This is a genomic window from Micromonospora sp. WMMC250 (assembly GCF_027460215.1).
Taxonomy (GTDB): Bacteria; Actinomycetota; Actinomycetes; order Mycobacteriales; family Micromonosporaceae; genus Micromonospora; species Micromonospora taraxaci.
In genome coordinates this window covers 884195-899979 of record NZ_JAPZBJ010000002.1, presented here as the reverse complement: position 1 = coordinate 899979, position 15785 = coordinate 884195, and the positions used below count along the sequence as shown (strand labels likewise).

General features: G+C 71.7%; 14 protein-coding genes, 1 pseudogene and 1 riboswitch. Of the genes and pseudogenes, 7 read left to right on the top strand and 8 right to left on the bottom strand.

Going from position 1 to position 15785, the window contains the following annotated elements; all coding sequences use genetic code 11:
- Positions 1-56: 56 nt before the first annotated feature.
- The 3 genes from O3438_RS03500 to O3438_RS03490 all read left to right on the top strand — a co-directional run bounded on the left by O3438_RS03500 (position 57) and on the right by O3438_RS03490 (position 2199).
- A complete protein-coding gene (locus O3438_RS03500; RefSeq protein WP_269678550.1) occupies positions 57-494 on the top strand; it encodes a VOC family protein in 438 nt (145 codons plus the stop codon).
- A gap of 57 nt (positions 495-551) precedes the next feature.
- Positions 552-1739: a DNA polymerase IV gene (gene dinB / locus O3438_RS03495; RefSeq protein ID WP_269678549.1), complete on the top strand. Its 1188-nt coding sequence runs from the start codon at positions 552-554 to the stop codon at positions 1737-1739.
- 124 nt (positions 1740-1863) lie between these two features.
- Positions 1864-2199: a hypothetical protein gene (locus O3438_RS03490; RefSeq protein WP_269678548.1), complete on the top strand. Its 336-nt coding sequence runs from the start codon at positions 1864-1866 to the stop codon at positions 2197-2199.
- 88 nt (positions 2200-2287) lie between these two features.
- On the opposite strand, the gene O3438_RS03485 is transcribed toward O3438_RS03490, so the two are convergent.
- The 3 genes and pseudogenes from O3438_RS03485 to htpG form a co-directional block, all read right to left on the bottom strand.
- Positions 2288-2647 carry a LysM peptidoglycan-binding domain-containing protein gene (locus tag O3438_RS03485; protein WP_269678547.1) on the bottom strand — a complete coding sequence of 120 codons (360 nt, stop codon included), beginning with the start codon at positions 2645-2647 and terminating at the stop codon, positions 2288-2290.
- A gap of 21 nt (positions 2648-2668) precedes the next feature.
- Positions 2669-2779 (bottom strand): annotated as a pseudogene (locus O3438_RS03480) (transglycosylase family protein); the annotation flags it as partial.
- Positions 2780-2957: 178 nt separating this feature from the next.
- A riboswitch (cyclic di-AMP (ydaO/yuaA leader) is annotated at positions 2958-3130 on the bottom strand.
- 294 nt (positions 3131-3424) lie between these two features.
- Positions 3425-5353 carry a molecular chaperone HtpG gene (gene htpG / locus O3438_RS03475; protein ID WP_269678546.1) on the bottom strand — a complete coding sequence of 643 codons (1929 nt, stop codon included), beginning with the start codon at positions 5351-5353 and terminating at the stop codon, positions 3425-3427.
- A gap of 149 nt (positions 5354-5502) precedes the next feature.
- On the opposite strand from htpG, the gene O3438_RS03470 reads away from it, so the two are divergent.
- Positions 5503-6201 (top strand): SDR family oxidoreductase, encoded by a 699-nt coding sequence (locus O3438_RS03470; protein WP_269678545.1) that lies wholly within the window; start codon positions 5503-5505, stop codon positions 6199-6201.
- Between the two features lie 65 nt (positions 6202-6266).
- On the opposite strand, the gene O3438_RS03465 is transcribed toward O3438_RS03470, so the two are convergent.
- Positions 6267-7718, bottom strand: coding sequence for a M28 family metallopeptidase (locus O3438_RS03465; RefSeq protein ID WP_269678544.1), 1452 nt, complete (start codon positions 7716-7718; stop codon positions 6267-6269).
- A 205-nt stretch (positions 7719-7923) separates the two neighbouring features.
- On the opposite strand from O3438_RS03465, the gene O3438_RS03460 reads away from it, so the two are divergent.
- A complete protein-coding gene (locus O3438_RS03460) occupies positions 7924-10704 on the top strand; it encodes an ATP-binding protein (RefSeq protein WP_269678543.1) in 2781 nt (926 codons plus the stop codon).
- A 31-nt stretch (positions 10705-10735) separates the two neighbouring features.
- On the opposite strand, the gene O3438_RS03455 is transcribed toward O3438_RS03460, so the two are convergent.
- Both O3438_RS03455 and O3438_RS03450 read right to left on the bottom strand, forming a co-directional pair.
- Positions 10736-11488, bottom strand: coding sequence for a hypothetical protein (locus O3438_RS03455; protein ID WP_269678542.1), 753 nt, complete (start codon positions 11486-11488; stop codon positions 10736-10738).
- Positions 11485-11985: a SigE family RNA polymerase sigma factor gene (locus O3438_RS03450; protein ID WP_269678541.1), complete on the bottom strand. Its 501-nt coding sequence runs from the start codon at positions 11983-11985 to the stop codon at positions 11485-11487. Before O3438_RS03450 ends, O3438_RS03455 begins: the two co-directional genes overlap by 4 nt.
- 138 nt (positions 11986-12123) lie before the next feature.
- Here O3438_RS03450 and O3438_RS03445 point away from each other — a divergent pair, with 138 nt between their 5' ends.
- The gene (locus O3438_RS03445; RefSeq protein WP_269678540.1) at positions 12124-12960 is read left to right on the top strand and encodes a DUF3152 domain-containing protein; all 837 of its coding nucleotides are present in this window, start codon (positions 12124-12126) and stop codon (positions 12958-12960) included.
- 24 nt (positions 12961-12984) lie between these two features.
- Here the strand turns inward: O3438_RS03445 and O3438_RS03440 are convergent, their stop codons facing one another.
- On the bottom strand, positions 12985-13608 hold the full coding sequence (locus O3438_RS03440; RefSeq protein WP_269678539.1) for a hypothetical protein: 624 nt from the start codon (positions 13606-13608) through the stop codon (positions 12985-12987).
- Between the two features lie 121 nt (positions 13609-13729).
- A complete protein-coding gene (locus O3438_RS03435; protein WP_442929700.1) occupies positions 13730-14881 on the bottom strand; it encodes a snapalysin family zinc-dependent metalloprotease in 1152 nt (383 codons plus the stop codon).
- 278 nt (positions 14882-15159) lie between these two features.
- Between O3438_RS03435 and O3438_RS03430 the strand changes: the two genes are divergently transcribed.
- A complete protein-coding gene (locus O3438_RS03430; RefSeq protein WP_269678537.1) occupies positions 15160-15723 on the top strand; it encodes an AMIN-like domain-containing (lipo)protein in 564 nt (187 codons plus the stop codon).
- Positions 15724-15785 lie beyond the last annotated feature (62 nt).

Below are 15785 nucleotides of genomic sequence, written 5' to 3'. Positions count from 1 at the left end.
CTATCAACGAGAGGCTGGACCCATGACCGACCAGGATCACGAGACAGGGAGCTGACATGGCCCGCGACATGCAGATCACCATCGACTGCGCCGACCCCGCCGCGTTGGCGGCGTTCTGGGCCGAGGCCCTCGGCTACCAGATGCAGGGCCCGCCCGGGAACTTCGCGTCCTGGGAGCAGGCGCTCGACGCGATGGGGGTGCCGCCGGAGCGCCGCAACGACGCGTCGGCGGTGGTCGACCCCGAAGGCTCGCGACCGCGCCTGTTCTTCCAACGCGTCCCCGAGCCCAAGCAGGTCAAGAATCGCGTACACATCGACGTGCGGGCCGCACCCGGGCTGGAGGGTGACGAGCGGATGGCGGCCCTGGAGAAGGAGGCCGAACGGCTCGCCGCGCACGGCGCCACGCGGCTCAGCCGCCACGAGCCCGCTCCCCCGCTGGGTGCCGGTCACCTCGTCATGGCCGACCCGGAGGGCAACGAGTTCTGCCTCGACTGACGCCACGTTCGCCCAGGTCACTGCCGCGACGACCGGATGCCATGCGAACATGTGTACGTGTCGCCCGCTGCCAGCATCCTGCACGCCGACCTGGACGCCTTCTACGCGTCGGTCGAGCAGCGCGACGATCCACGCCTGCGCGGCCGGCCGGTGATCGTCGGCGGGGGCGTGGTCCTCGCGGCCAGCTACGAGGCGAAGGCTCGGGGCGTCCGCAGCGCGATGGGCGGCCAGCAGGCACGCCGGCTGTGTCCGGACGCGATCGTGGTGCCGCCGCGGATGTCGGCGTACACGGCGGCGAGCCGCGCGGTCTTCGAGGTCTTCCGGCAGACCACTCCGCTGGTCGAGGGGCTCTCCATCGACGAGGCGTTCCTCGACGTGGGTGGCCTGCGGCGGCTGGTCGGGCCACCGGCCGACATCGCCGCGCGGCTGCGTCGGGAGGTTCGGGACCGGGTCGGCCTTCCGATCACGGTGGGTGTGGCCCGCACGAAGTTCCTGGCGAAGGTGGCCAGCGGGGTGGCGAAACCCGACGGCCTGCTGGTGGTCGCACCGGACGCCGAGACGGCTTTCCTGCACCCCCTTCCGGTCGAACGGTTGTGGGGCGTCGGCCCGGTCACCTCCGCGAAGCTGCGGGAGCACCGGATCCGTACCGTCGGCGACGTGGCCCGGCTCGGTGAGGCCGCGCTGGTGTCGCTGCTCGGGTCCGGTGCCGGCCGGCACCTGCACGCCCTGGCACACAACCGTGACCCGCGCGCGGTGCAGGTCGGTCACCGACGCGGCTCGATGGGCGCCCAACACGCGCTGAGCCGTACCCCGCACGCACCGGCGGAACTGGACGCCATCCTCGCCGGTCTGGTCGACCGGGTCACCCGGCGGATGCGCGCGGCCGGCCGCTCCGGTCGCACCGTGGTGCTGCGGCTGCGCTTCGGCGACTACAGCCGGGCGACCCGCTCGCACACCATCGGCAAGGCGACAGCGGACACGACGCCGCTGCTCGCCGCCGCGCGCGCGTTGCTGCGGGCGGCGCAGCCGGAGATCGACAGTCGTGGTGTCACGCTGATCGGTGTGTCGGTGGGCAACCTGGACGACAGTCCGGTGCAGCCGGAGTTGCCGTTCCACAGCGACCCGGGCGCGGAGTTGGACGCCGCTGTCGACGCGGTCCGCGACCGGTTCGGCTCGACGGCGCTCACCCGTGCCGTCCTGCTCGGCCGGGAGCCGGGTGTCGAGATGCCGCTGCTGCCGGATTGACCGATCTGCGTGCGGTGTCCACGCGCGGAGTTGCGACAGGAGACACATCACAGCAGGTCGGCGGTTTAGCCGGCGGCCGACGGGTGACCCTTGAGGGGTACAGCCTGACAAGGGGGGACCCACCATGTCCGACGACACCAGCAACCGAGCGAGCCGCGGCGCCGAGCGCCCGCACGACGTGACCGACCCGCTGCTCTGGCAACTGGCGATCGACGTGTTGAGCGCCCACGAGCCGGACGACGAGGGTCAGTGCCGCAATCTCCAGTGCGCCGGGCAGGCCTGGCCCTGCGCTGCCCGTCAGGGTGCCGAACATTCGCTGCGTCTGTCCCGCAGCGGGTCTGACTCCGTCGACGGGACCGTCGACGGCGGGACCGATCTGGCATCGGCCTCTCGCTGGGGTCGCAATGCCGGCCCGGTCGCGTCTCGTCGAGCGCCGAAGGCGTCCGCCTCGGCGGCGTGACTCGAACCCGACCCGCCACTCGGGCTGACCAGCACCGCACACACGAACGCTCGGCCGGTGACCCGGCCGAGCGTTCGTGTGCCATCGGTCAGAGGCTGAGCTTCTGACCCGGGAAGATCAGACCGGGGTCAGCCCCGATCAGCTTCCGGTTGTGCTCGTACAGCGCCTGCCAGCCGCCGGACACCCGATGGGCGTCGGCGATCTCCGACAGGGTGTCGCCCGGCTGGACCAGGTACGCCTGGCCGCCCGCCGGCGACGCGGTGCGCTCATGGTTGCGGGTCGCCGGCTGCTCGCCGCGCGACGGCCGCTCGGTGGGCTTCGCCGTGGACTTGGTCGGCTTCCCAGTGGACTTGGTCGGCTTCGCGGTCGACTTCGTGGCGGAGCCGCCCGACGAGCCGCCCTTCTTGCCGCAGGTCGGCCAGGCACCGATGCCCTGCCCGGCGAGCACCTTCTCGGCGATGGCGATCTGCTCGCCACGGCTGGCCAGGTCGGCGCGGGCGGCGTACTTCTTGCCGCCGTAACCGGCCCAGGTGCTCTGCGAGAACTGCAGGCCACCGAAGTAGCCGTTGCCGGTATTGATCTTCCAGTTACCGCCGGACTCACACGCGGCGATCGCGTCCCAGTTGACTCCGGCCTGCGCCGGGGCGGCCGGGCCGAAGAGGGCGACAGCGCCGGTGACCGCGCCGACAGCCAGGGGTGCCGACGGCGAGGCGGCGGGTGGTGACCCGTCGATGACGGGGCGTGTGAACAGACGTCATGTGAGCTTCCTCCACGCCGGCGAGGTGAGCTGTCGGGTTCGGGCCGAGGAGCCCGGCCGCACAGTGGCGGCTTCACCCCGAGGTGACATGCACCGAGGAACGTGTGGGTCCCCCGCTCCTGCCCGGGTGACTGGGTTCCGACGGCCGGGGGCAGGATTTGGCGTTGCCGGCCGTGGTGTCCGCAGTGGCGAACCCGACCGACGTTAGGCACGGTCGGTGACGATCGCCCAACCCCTGTGAAGTTCTTCACCGGGGTACGCGGGGCGCCGTCCGCAGCGGTTGCGGCCGGCCGGACACTGTGCAGAGAGCACTGTGGACCGGTTTCGATCAGGCTCGTGACGCAGCCAGATCACGGTGTGTCGCCGAGCGACTCGACGTGTCCGTTGGTGATCGGCTGCTCGACGTCGTACACCGAACCGGCCGGCGGGGCCCCTGGTCGGGTGGCCCGCCGGCCGGGTGTCGACCGTCTACAGGGTGCGCGCCAGCCGGTCGGCGAGCGTCCGGGTGAAGCGGGCCGGGTCGGTCAGCTCACCGCCCTCGGCGAGCACCGCCAGGCCGTAGAGCAGCTCCGCGGTCTCGGTCAGGGCCGCCTGGTCGCTCCCCTGCTCGTGGGCCTTGCGCAGCCCGGAGACCAGCGGGTGCCCGGGGTTGATCTCCAGGATCCGCTTGGTCGGGGGCACCTCGTGCCCCATGGCCCGGTACATCTTCTCCAGGGTCGGCGTGAGGTCGTGGGCATCGCCGACGACGCAGGCCGGTGAGGTGGTCAGCCGCGACGACAGCCGGACCTCCCGGACGCTGTCGGTCAGCGTGGTGCCGAGCCAGTCGAGCAGGCCGGCGAACTCCTGCCGCTGCTGCTCGCGCTCGGCCTCGGCCTGCTGCTTCTCCTCGTCGGTGTCCAGGTCGATCTCGCCCTTGGCGATCGAGCGCAGCGTCTTGCCGTCGTACGCGCCGACCCGCTCGACCCACACCTCGTCGACCTGGTCGGTGAGCAGCAGCACCTCGTGACCCTTGGCGCGGAAGGCCTCCAGGTGCGGCGAGTTCTCGATGGCGGCCCGGGACTCGCCGGTGGCGTACCAGATGTCGGTCTGGCCGTCCTTCATCCGCGAGACGTAACCGGCCAGGTCGGTGGGCTCGGTCGCGTCGTGGGTGGAGGCGACGGAGAGGATGTCCAGCAGGGTGTCGCGGTTGTCGGTGTCGTCGATCAGCCCTTCCTTGACCACCGCGCCGAACTCGGTCCAGAAGGTGCGGTAGCGCTCGGCGTGGTTGGCCTTCAGGTCCTTGACCGTGGCGAGGATCTTCTTGACCAGGCGGCGACGGACGATCTGGATCTGCCGGTCCTGCTGGAGGATCTCGCGGGAGATGTTCAGCGACAGGTCGTGCGCGTCGACCACACCCTTGACGAAGCGCAGGTAGGTCGGGACGAGCGCCTCGCAGTCGTCCATGATGAAGACACGCTTGACGTAGAGCTGCACACCTCGGCGGCCCTGCGGGGAGAACAGGTCCAGTGGGGCGTGGCTGGGCAGGAAGAGCAGCGCCTCGTACTCGAAGGTGCCCTCGCCCTTCATGTGCACGACCTCGAGCGGGTCGGCCCAGTCGTGGCTGACGTGCTTGTAGAACTCGTTGTACTCGGCGGCGTCGACCTCGTCGCGGGGCCGCGCCCAGAGCGCCTTCATCGAGTTGAGGGTCTGCACCTCGCTGGTGGCGGCCTCGCCGTCGGCGCCGGGGCGTTCGACTGTCATCCGGATCGGCCAGGCGATGAAGTCGGAGTATCGCTTGACGATGTCGCGGACGGTCCACTCGGCGGTGTAGTCGTGCAGGTTGTCCTCGGTGTCGGCCGGCTTGAGGTGCAGGGTCACCGTGGTGCCCTGCGGGGCCTCGTCCACCGCCTCGATCGAGTACGTGCCCTCGCCGGTGGACTCCCAGCGGGTGCCGCCGGTCTCGCCGGCCTTGCGGGTGACCAGGGTGACCCGGTCGGCGACCATGAACGCGGCGTAGAAGCCGACGCCGAACTGGCCGATCAGGTCCTGCGAGGCGCGCGCGTCGGCGGATTCCCGCAGGTGGCGCAGCAGCTCGGCGGTGCCCGACTTGGCGATGGTGCCGATCAACTGGACGACCTCGTCGCGGGTCATCCCGATGCCGTTGTCCCGCACGCTGAGGGTGCGGGCGTCCTTGTCGACCTCGAGCGTCACGTGCAGGTCGTCGGTGTCGGCGACGAGGTCCTTGTCGACGAGAGTGGCCAGCCGCAGCTTGTCCAGCGCGTCGGAGGCGTTCGAGATGAGCTCCCGCAGGAAGACGTCCTTGTTCGAATAGATCGAATGGACCACCAACTGGAGGAGCTGACGCGCCTCGGCCTGGAACTCCAACGTTTCGGCCTGGTTGCTCACACCGTCTCCCATCTCGGCTCGTGCGGGGTTTCGCGGAAAGGATACGAGTCGTCACGGGCCGGGGTGCCGCCGCGTCCGGGTCGCATTCCCGATTGAGGGGGTCGTCGGTGTGACATGGCTGACTTTGGTTAACAGAAGTCAGGTGGGATAGCGTGACCGCCATGAAGATCTCTGGAAGCACCGCCCTCGTCACCGGCGCCAACCGCGGCCTCGGCCGCCACCTGGCCGCCGAACTCCTCGCCAGGGGCGCCACCGTCTACGCCGGCGCGCGCAACCCGGACACCGTGGACCTCCCCGGCGTGACGCCGGTGCGCCTGGACATCACCGACCCCGCCTCGGTGGCCGCCGCCGCCGAGCGTGCCGGCGGCGTGAACCTGCTGGTCAACAACGCGGGCATCGACACCCGCACCGACCTCCTCGACGGCGACCTGGACCTCGTCCGGCTGGAGCTGGAGACCCACTACATCGGCACCCTGTCCACGGTGCGGGCGTTCGCGCCGGTCATCGCCGGCAACGGCGGCGGAACGATCCTCAACGTGCTCTCCGTGCTGTCCTGGGTGAACTACCCGATGCACGCCGCCTACGGTGCCGCGAAGTCCGCCGAGTGGGCGATGACCAACGCGCTGCGCCTCCAGCTCGCCGAGCGGGGCGTCCGGGTCGCCGGCCTGCACGTCGGCTACCTGGACACCGACATGGCCGCCGACATCACCGGCCCGAAGTCCGACCCGGCGGCGGTCGCCCGGCTCACCGTCGACGGCATCGAGGCCGACGCGTACGAGATCCTCGCCGACGACGTCAGCCGGCGGGTGCAGGCCGGGTTCCCCGGCGGCGTGGCGGCGCTCTACCCCCAGCTCCCCTGACCCATGACGCGACGGGCCGCCGCCGGCATTGCACCGGCGGCGGCCCACCCGCACGAAGTACGCGGTCAGCTCGCCTGCAACGCCACGTCGTCGAGCACGAAGCTGGTCTGCAACGACGAGTCCTCGGTGCCGGTGAACTTCAGGGTCACCGTCTGACCGGCGAACCCGGCCACGTTGAAGCTGCGCTGGGTGTAGCCGGCGGCCGCGTTCAGATTCGAGTACGTCGCCAGCGTGGTGGAGCCCACCTGCACGGTGAGCCGGTCGTACGCCGTGGAGCCGGTGGTCTCGGCGGTGTCGATGTGCAGCCAGAACGACAGCGTGTAGCTGGCACAGCCGGCCGGCACCGTCACCGACTGCGACAGGCTCTCGGTGCTGGAGCTGCCGTTGCCGCCCAGCCACGCCTTGTACGACCCGGTCCTCGCCGGCTGGCTGCTGGAACTGGTGATCACGCCGGAGGACGCGGTCCACGGGGTGCTGCCGCTCTCGAAGCCGCCGTTCCCGACCACCTGACCGCCGGTGCAGGTCGGGGTGCCGCCGCCCACGGCGAGCTGCCACAACGCGTACGCGACGCCGTCGGCCGCCCGGTTCAGCACGGTGGCGCTGACGTTGGCGGTGGTGTCGCAGGACCGGTGATAGCAGGGGTCGTACGCGGCGTTGGCGGTGCCGCCCCACTTGGCCGCCTGGGCGCTGGTCTTGCGGGCGCTGGCACCGGCGGCGTAGCCGGAGGTGGGGATGCCGGCCTGCTGGAAGTAGTAGTCGTCGGAGCGGCCCTGACCCTCCACGTTCTCCTCGGGTTGCAGACCCAACGAGTCCCAGTACGCCTTCAGCGGCGCCGCCGTGGTCGAGGTGACCCGGTTGATGAAGTAGCCGCCGTTGACCGAGCCGACCATGTCGAAGTTGTAGTAACCCTTGATGTAGCCGCGTTGCGTGGAGGTGAGCGAGTTGACGTAGAAGCGGGAGCCGTTGAGGCCCTGCTCCTCGTCGGTCCACCAGGCGAACCTGACCTTCTTCGTCATGGTGGGGTTCTGCGCGGCCAGGACCAGCGCGTTCTCCAGCAGGGTCGCCGAGCCGGTGGCGTTGTCGTTGATGCCGGGGCCGGCGGAGACGCCGTCCAGGTGCGCGCCGAGCATGACCACCTGGTCGGTCGGGCCGCCCCGCCACTCCGCGATCAGGTTGTTCGACGGGTACCGGCAGCTGGAGCAGTACTGCTCGCTGACGGTGTAGCCGGCGGACTGCAGCCGGCTCTTGACGTAGGCGAGCGAGGCCGTGTAGCCGGCCGAGCCGGCCCGCCGGTTACCACCGTTGTTGGTGGCGATGCTGTTGAACTGGGTGAGGTGGGCCTGGACATTGGTGACCGAAATGTCCGGTGCGGCCATCGCGGCGACGGTGGCGGCGATCGGCCGGGCCATCGTCGTCACGGTCGTGGGTGACGCGACCACCGGCTGTGCGGCCAGCGCCACCGTCATCCCGGCGAACACGGCGAGCGCGACTCCCGCGCTCAGCGTTCTGCCTCTCATGGGGGCTCCTCGGGGAGTTGAAGGGATACCCGAGACACTTACAGATGTCGATGCAATGAGCATCGGTCGTTCGTCCCGAACCACCGACGGTTCGACGGTGGGTACCGGCGTCGGCACAGGTGAGTAGAGGTGCCAGGATGGGTAGGTAACACCAGCAGGGGTCGTCGGGCCCGGAACGGGGGCTTGCGATGGGGCCGAGTCGAGCGTGACACGACCCAGCATTGACCTGTTCAGCGGCGGTGGCGACACCGGTCGGCTGATGGCCGGGCTGGACTGGACCCGTACGCCGCTCGGCCCGGTCGAGGGGTGGCCGCAGAGCCTGCGGGTCGCGGTCCGGCTGGTCCTGTCCTCCCGTTACCCCATGCTGCTGCTCTGGGGCGAGGAGTTCTCCCAGCTCTACAACGACGCGTACTCCACGCTGATCGGCGACAAGCACCCCGCCGCGCTCGGCGACGACGTGCGGGTGACCCTGGCCGAGGGCTGGGACGTGCTCGCCCCGCTGATCCAGCAGGCCATGACGACGGGGGTGGCCAGCTGGGTTCCGGCCCTGCGGCTGCTGCTGGAGCGGGCCGGCTACCGCGAGGAGGCGTACTTCAACGTCTCGCACGCCCCGGCCCGGGACGACGACGGCCGTACCGTCGGCGTGTTCACCGTGTGCAGCGAAGTCACCGAGCAGGTGGTCGGCGAACGCCGGCTGCGGCTGCTGCGCGACCTGTCCGTCCTCGGAGACGGTCGCACCGTCGACGTGGACGCGACAGGCGCCCGGTTGATCGAGACGATCGGCGGTCACCCGCTGGACGTCCCGTTCGCCGCCATCTACCTGCGCGACGGCGCGTCCCTGCGGAGCCTCGCCCGCACCAGCGGTGTCCAGGGCACGCTGCCGGACACCGTCGACCTGGCCGACGCGGGCCCGGTCGCCCACGCCTGGGGGCTGCCGGACGCCGCCGAGGGTCGTCCGGCCCAGGTCTCCGACGTCGCCGACCGGATGACACTGCCCGCCGGCGCGTGGGACGACCCCGTCCACACCGCGCTGGCGCTGCCACTGCCCTCCGGCGACGAGGACCAACCGCTCGGTGTCCTGCTGGCCGGGGTCAGCCCGAGCCGACGGCTCGACGAGGCGTACCGGTCCTTCCACCAACTCCTGGCACAACAGGCGTCCCTGGCGTTGCGCAACGCCCAGGAGTACGAGGAGGAGCGGCGCCGGATCGAGGCGTTGGCCGAACTGGATCGGGTGAAGACGGACTTCTTCGCCAACGTCAGCCACGAATTCCGTACCCCGTTGACACTCATGCTCGGCCCGCTGGCCGACGCCCTCACCGACGCCACCGCGCCCCTGGCGGCCGTGCAGCGGGAGCGGGTGGAGACCGCGTGGCGCAACGCCACCCGACTGCTGACGCTCGTCAACAGCCTGCTCACCTTCTCCAGCCTGGAAGCCGGTCGCGCGCGCAGCGATGCCCGGACGGTCGACCTGTCCGCGCTCACCGCGGAGCTCGCCGGCGTGTTCCGGGCCGCCGTCGAACGGGCCGGACTGATCCTGGAGGTGGCCTGCCCTCCGCTGCCACGGCCGGTCACGATCGACCCCGTCAACTGGGAACGCATCGTCACCAACCTGCTGTCCAACGCTTTGAAGTACACGTTCATCGGCCGGATCCGGGTCAGCCTGGACGCCGACGACGAGGAGGTACGCCTCACCGTCGCGGACACCGGCATCGGCATCGCCGAGCAGGACCTGCCGAAACTCTTCGAACGCTTCCACCGGGTGCGGGGCACCCGCTCGCGCAGCCACGAGGGCACCGGCATCGGTCTGGCCCTGGTGAACGAGCTGGCCCGACTGGAGGGCGGCGAGGTGCGGGTGACCAGCCGGGTGGGCGCCGGCAGCACCTTCACCGTGGTCCTGCCCTGGTCGGCGACACGCCGCAGCGCGGTGGCCGACCCGCTGGTGGAACGTCGGGGTGACGCGGCCCGCGCCGCCGTGCAGGAGGCGGCCGGCTGGCTCGCCGAGGCGAGCGACAACCCGACCGAACCGGAGCACACCTCCGGGCCGGCCGCGGACGAGCTGGCCGGCGCGCGGATCCTGGTCGCCGACGACAACACCGACATGCGGGCGTACCTCAGCCGGTTGCTGACCGGGCAGGGCTGGCGGGTGCGGGCCGTCACCGACGGCCGGCAGGCCCTCGACGAGGTCCACCGCGAACGGCCCGACCTGGTCCTCACCGACGTGATGATGCCGGTGCTGGACGGTTTCGACCTGCTGCGCCGGCTCCGCGCGGACCCTGCGACCCGGGCGCTGCCGGTGCTGGTGCTGTCCGCCCGTGCCGGCGGTGAGGCCAGCGTGGAGGGCCTCGGCCTGGGCGCCGACGACTACCTCGTGAAACCGTTCGCCGCGACCGAACTGATCGCCCGGATCCGCGCCGCCATCCGCCGGGCGCGCGACCGTCACGACCCGGCCGGCACGCGGACGGGCGACACCCCACCGGCACGCCCCGGCGCTGTCGCGGCGGCCACGGAACCGACGGCCGAGGACGGAGAAACGCGGGTCGGCGTCGTCGCCACCGGCAGGTCGGACTGCGGCGCGCCCGCGCGCGATGCCGTGGCCGGCCGCGACGTCCTGGACACCAGCTGGACGTACCCCTCCGCGCCCACCTCCGCGGCGCTGATGCGTGGAGATGTCCGACGGACGCTGCGCGACCTCGCTGTCGACCCGGACGTGCTGGAGGACCTCCTGCTGGCCGCGTCCGAGGCGGTGAACAACGCCGTCGAGCACGCACAGCGGCCCAGCCGCCCGGAGGTACGGGTACGGGTCCAGGTGGGTGACGGTCTGGTCCGGATCTCGGTGCGGGACTTCGGCACCTGGCGGGACCGGCGACCGGCGATGGACCGGGGCCGCGGCGCGCTGCTGATGAACGCCTACGGCGACGTACGGCTGGTCTCCACCACCGAGGGGACGACGGTGACGATCGAACGCCGGCTGGACGACCCGGCCTGAGTGGCCGGCCCGGGGTCACCAGCCGTCGGCGTCAGAGCTGACCACCGGCGGCGTCGCGGGCGATGATGCCGTCGAGCCGCTCCCCCGGGGTCAGCACCGTCGGATCGAACCAGAAGATCACCACCTGCTTGTCGACACTCCACCGGGCAAGACGTGCATCGACCTGCCGCCCGTCCACGGTGCCGATGACGCGGTGGGCGGGGCCGACGAAGTAACCGAAGGTGGGCACCGGCGTGGTCGACGAGAGCTCGTCGTAGCCGATCTGGTGGAACCCGGGGCGACGGTCAGCCCCCTCCACGTCGTTGACCAGGATGTCCGTGGTCAGCATGCCGTCCGGGAGGCGGCGACCGGCGGCCAGCCCGATGGTCACCTTCGGTACGCCGGGCACGGACACCCGGACGACGTAGTACACCCGCTGCTCGGTGCCGTACCGCACCTTGCTGTCGATCACCTGGCCCAGCGGTTTCGGGGACGGCACGTCGCCGCCCGGCGGCGGAGAGGTGGGCTCCGTCGACCTCGCCAGCGTCGGCGGAGAACCGGACGGTGTCGGGGCGACGGCCACCGGCGGTGGGCGATCGGCCGTCGGCGGAGCACCGGTCCGGGTGTCGACCGCCACCACGACGACGACGGCCAACCCGGCGGCGAGCGTCGCCGCCCCGGCTCCGGCAACCCGCCGACGGGTACGCAACCGTCGCCCTTCGCGCATCACGGCGGCCAGGTCGAGGACGGTGTCGGGGCGCTCGGTCGCCCGCATGGCGTCGCGGAGCTGCTCCAGCTCGCTCATCGGCGCGCCTCCTCGTCGGCGTGCCGCGGCGCCGCGGCGCGTAGTTTCTGCAGGGCCCGTGAGCTGGTGCTCTTGACCGTGCCCACGGATACGGCGAGTTCCCGGGCCACCTGCGCCTCCGGTAGGTCGAAGTAGTAGCGCAGCACGACGATGGCCCGCTCCCGAGGGCTGAGCGCGCGGAGGATGCTGATCAACCAGCGCCGGGTGGTGACCTCGTCGGCCACGTCTGCGCGCCGTTGCTCCGGCACCTCGTCGGTCGCGTACTCGCGCATCGGCCGGCGCCACCCGTCCACCAGGTGGTTGACCAGGGTGCGGCGGGCGTACCCGTAGGCGTCGTCGTCGTGGACCCGCGACCAGGACGCGTACGTGCGGGCGAGGGCGGTCTGCGCGGCGTCCTCGGCCAGGTGGTGATCGCCGGTCATCAGGAACGCGGCGTGAACGAGCCGCGCCGACGCCGCCCGCGCGAACTCGACGAACTCCGCGTCGCCCCGCGCCACCGTGAACCTCCCCCGTGCCACACCGCTATGGACGGGTCAGGTCGGCGAAAGGTTGAGCGGTGGGTCACATCAACTTTTCGCCACGGTCACCCGTCTTCTCCTCCGCGCCGCCGCCGAAGGCTGCGCGAGGGGAGAGACATGTCGACGAAGGTTACCCACCGATGGCGTTCCGCCTCGGCGACGCTGCTACTGGCGGTGGCGCTGCTCACCGGATGCGGACTGCCAGCCGACGGGCGGCCCGCGAACGATCCCGTCGCCGCCGGGCCGTCGCCCGACGGGCCCCTCGCGCCGGTCGCCGCCGGCGGACCGACCGGGGTCGTCGACGTGGTTCCCAGTTCGGTGCCTGTCGTCCCGATCAGCTATCCCGCCTCCGGCGGGAACCGGTGGGTGACGGCGCCCGCGGAGGCGGGACCGGCGCGGACCGGCCGTGGCACGTTGATGCGGTACCGCGTCGCCGTGGAACGCGACATCCGGGGCCTGCCGGTGGAGGACATCGCCACAGTGATCACCAAGACCCTGAACGACCCACGCGGCTGGACGGCCGGCGGGGCCTGGCGACTGCGCCGGGTGGGTGCCGACGATCCGACCGACTTCACCATCTACCTGGCCACTCCCGGCACCCGTGACACTCTCTGCCAGGACCAGCCGGAGGGCTACACCTCGTGCCGCAACGGTGGTCGGGTGGTGCTCAACGTGGCGCGGTGGGTCAAGGGGGTGCCCGGGTACGGGGCGAGTCTCGCCACCTACCGGGAGTACATGGTCAACCACGAGGTGGGGCACAAACTCGGGTTCGGTCACGAGCGGTGCCCCGGGCGGGGCCGACCCGCGCCGGTGATGCAGCAACAGACGCTGGGTCTGCACGGCTGCACCGCTAACGCCTGGCCGTACCCGCAGGGCAAGGTCCGCTACAGCGGGCCCGTCGGGGCGTACGACGACCGGATCCCGCGTCGCGAGGGCGCGTACTCCGCGCACTGATCCTGGTCGACCGGGGACGGCGCCTCAGGTGCGGCGGCCACGTTCCCGTTCCATGCGCTCATCCAGCCTGCCCAACTCGTAGACGGCGTTGAGGCTGGTCGGCAGGCGGCTGACATTGTCCGGCGCGGGTTCGGGATCAGGAGTGGGAGCGGGGGCCGGCACCGCGGAGGGGCCCGGAGCGCGGCGACGCAGGAACAGCAGGGCCAGCACCACCAGGACGCCCAGGAGGAGCAGGTAGGACACGGGCGGCCACCTGTCGCGGGCGGAGTCGGCCGGCGGCGCGGCGACCGGAGCGGGGGTGTCCGCGTCGCGCGCGGGCACCCCGGCCTCGCGGCTGCCGGTGCTCCCGCCGCCACCGGGACGGGCGGGTGCGACGACGGGTGCCGCCGGAGGTCGGGCACCAGCCGACGACACGACGGTCGGGCTGGTGGCGGCGGGTGCCGCGGAGCTGGGCCGGGAGGTGGCGGCCGGTGGGCCGGGCGTGGACGGCGGGGCCGGGGTGACACTCGGCGGGCGGTCGCCCTCCAGCAGGTCGTCGACGATCCGGCCGACACCGCCGAGGAGTTCGCCGACCGGCCCCGGGGTGGCCGACGGCGACGGTGTGGGCGCGAGAGCGAGGGTCAGCACGAGGGCGACGACGGCAGGCACGACGGCCACCTCCGGTGTGTCGATGTGCCAGGCACCGTACCGCAGTGTGGGATCGGGTGGGTGACCCTGCCACGCCGGAGGCGGGGACGTGTTGCGCCCCCGCCTCCGGCGTCTTTGATGGTCAGACCGGCAGGCCGCCGACCTGGGTCGAGATCCACGATCGGATCGGGGGCAGGTCGACGTAGATGGACGGGCCGGTGGCGCAGGTGGAGTTGTTGTTGCCGGCCCGGCTGGTCGCGCCGATCAGGTTCCACACCCCGTTGACGCGGCGTACCTGCGGACCACCGGAGTCGCCGTAGCAGGCGCCGGAGTTGCCGTTGGTGTTGTTGGTGCAGATCTCGTACGGGCCGTTGATGCCGGAGCACCGGCTGTCGGCCACGATGGACGTGTCCAGCTCGTTGGCGACCGTCGGAGCGGAGCCGCAGCCACGAGGTGCGCAGGTCTGGCCCCAACCGATGATCCGGGTGGCCGTGCCGACCGCGCCGGACGTGCTCGGGATCGGGGCCGGGGCGTACGTGACGGAGCTGGCCAGTTGCAGCAGCTTCACGTCGACGCTCGGGTGGTTGACCGCGCGGGTCACCCGCACCACGGTGCCGCCGCTGGTGCGGTTGATGCTGCCCACCCGTACCGAGGACGGCGTCGAGCAGTGCTTGGCGGTGACCGCCCAGTTGCCCTTGATCAGGGTGCCGGTGCAGCCGGAGACGTACACCATGAAGGGGTAGTTCTCCGAGGCCGGACGGCCGCCGACCACCAGCGGCTGGACGTCGGAGGAGGTGCCGTCCCAGGTGTACGTGGTGGTGCCGGCCGGCGCGGCCAGGCTGCCGGCGAACAGCGAGTTCACCCGGCTCGCCTCGGCCGAGCTGGGGTTCGCGTTGCGGCAGGACACCGGGGCGCTGCTGCCGGACATCAGGTCGGAGCAGAGGCCGGTACGCCGGTCCGGAAGGCCCAGGATGTGACCGAGTTCGTGGGCGGCGATGCGGTTGCGGTCGTAGCCCTGGTTGACGGCCGTGCGCCCCATCCAGATCCGCCCCGAGCCGAGGCCGGTCGGCTGCGCCCGGGGCCAGCCGTCGTCGACGTAGATGGTGATGCTGGCCGGGGTGCCGGCCAGCAGCCGGACGTTGCTGACCCGGCTGTTCCAGATCTGTGCGGCCTGGTCGAAGTTGGTGCGGAACTCGCCGGTCCGGCTCGCGTCGTAGTAGACGGTGCGGACGGCGGCTGCCGGCGCGCCGGCGGTGAGCTGCACCCCGGCTGCCGCCAGGGTCGCCGCGAGCATGGCCAGCGCCACACGTCGCAGTTGTCGTCGGAACATCACGCACTCCCCTGCGGTCGGCCGGCGACCAACGGCCGCCGGTCATTGAGATGTGTCGATGCTAGGCCGTGCGGGGTCGGCGACTGTCATAGCGGAAGCGTCATACCGGCGCGGGCGACGGCTGTTACCCAGCGGTTACACCGCAGCGAAGCGCCCGTGCCGAGGCGGGACGACGGTGGCGACAGAGGGCCACCGGCAGCGTCGCCGCGACGTGGCCCCGAGGATCGAACGGAGGGACCACGATGAGGATCACCAGCGCACTGACCGCGGTGGCGGTCGTCCTCGCCGGACTGGTCGCCGGCGTGGGCAGCAGCAGCGCGGCGGGCAGCAGCAGCGCGGCGGCCTACTGCGGGATCACCTGGGGCAGCGCGGAGAAGTCGGCCGGCACGCTGAGCGACGCCCCGTTGACCGAGGTACGCACCGGCCGGCACGACTGCTACGACCGGGTCGTGTTCGAGTTCGCCGGGCCGGTCGACGGTTACGCCATCGGCTACGGCGAGACCTGGACCGAGGGCGAGGGGTTGGCGTTGTCGCCGTACACCGCCGGGGGCGCCCTGCTGCGGGTCTCGCTGCGGGCCCCGGCGTACGACGACGCGCACCAGGGCACCGTGCCCTACGCGGTCGGTGAGCACGTCGCGAACCTGCTGCGCTACCCGACGGTGCGGGACGTCGTCTTCGGCGGCAGCTTCGAGGGCTACAGCACCTTCGCGGTGGGTGTTCGGGCGCGGTTGCCGTTCCGCGTGCTCGTGCTCACCGGGCCGGGCACGCACAGCCGGATCGTGCTCGACGTCGCGCACCAGTGGTGACCTGCTGACGCGGTGACGTCCGCGGACAGCGCGGACGCCACCACAGATGGTCCAGGGCGCTG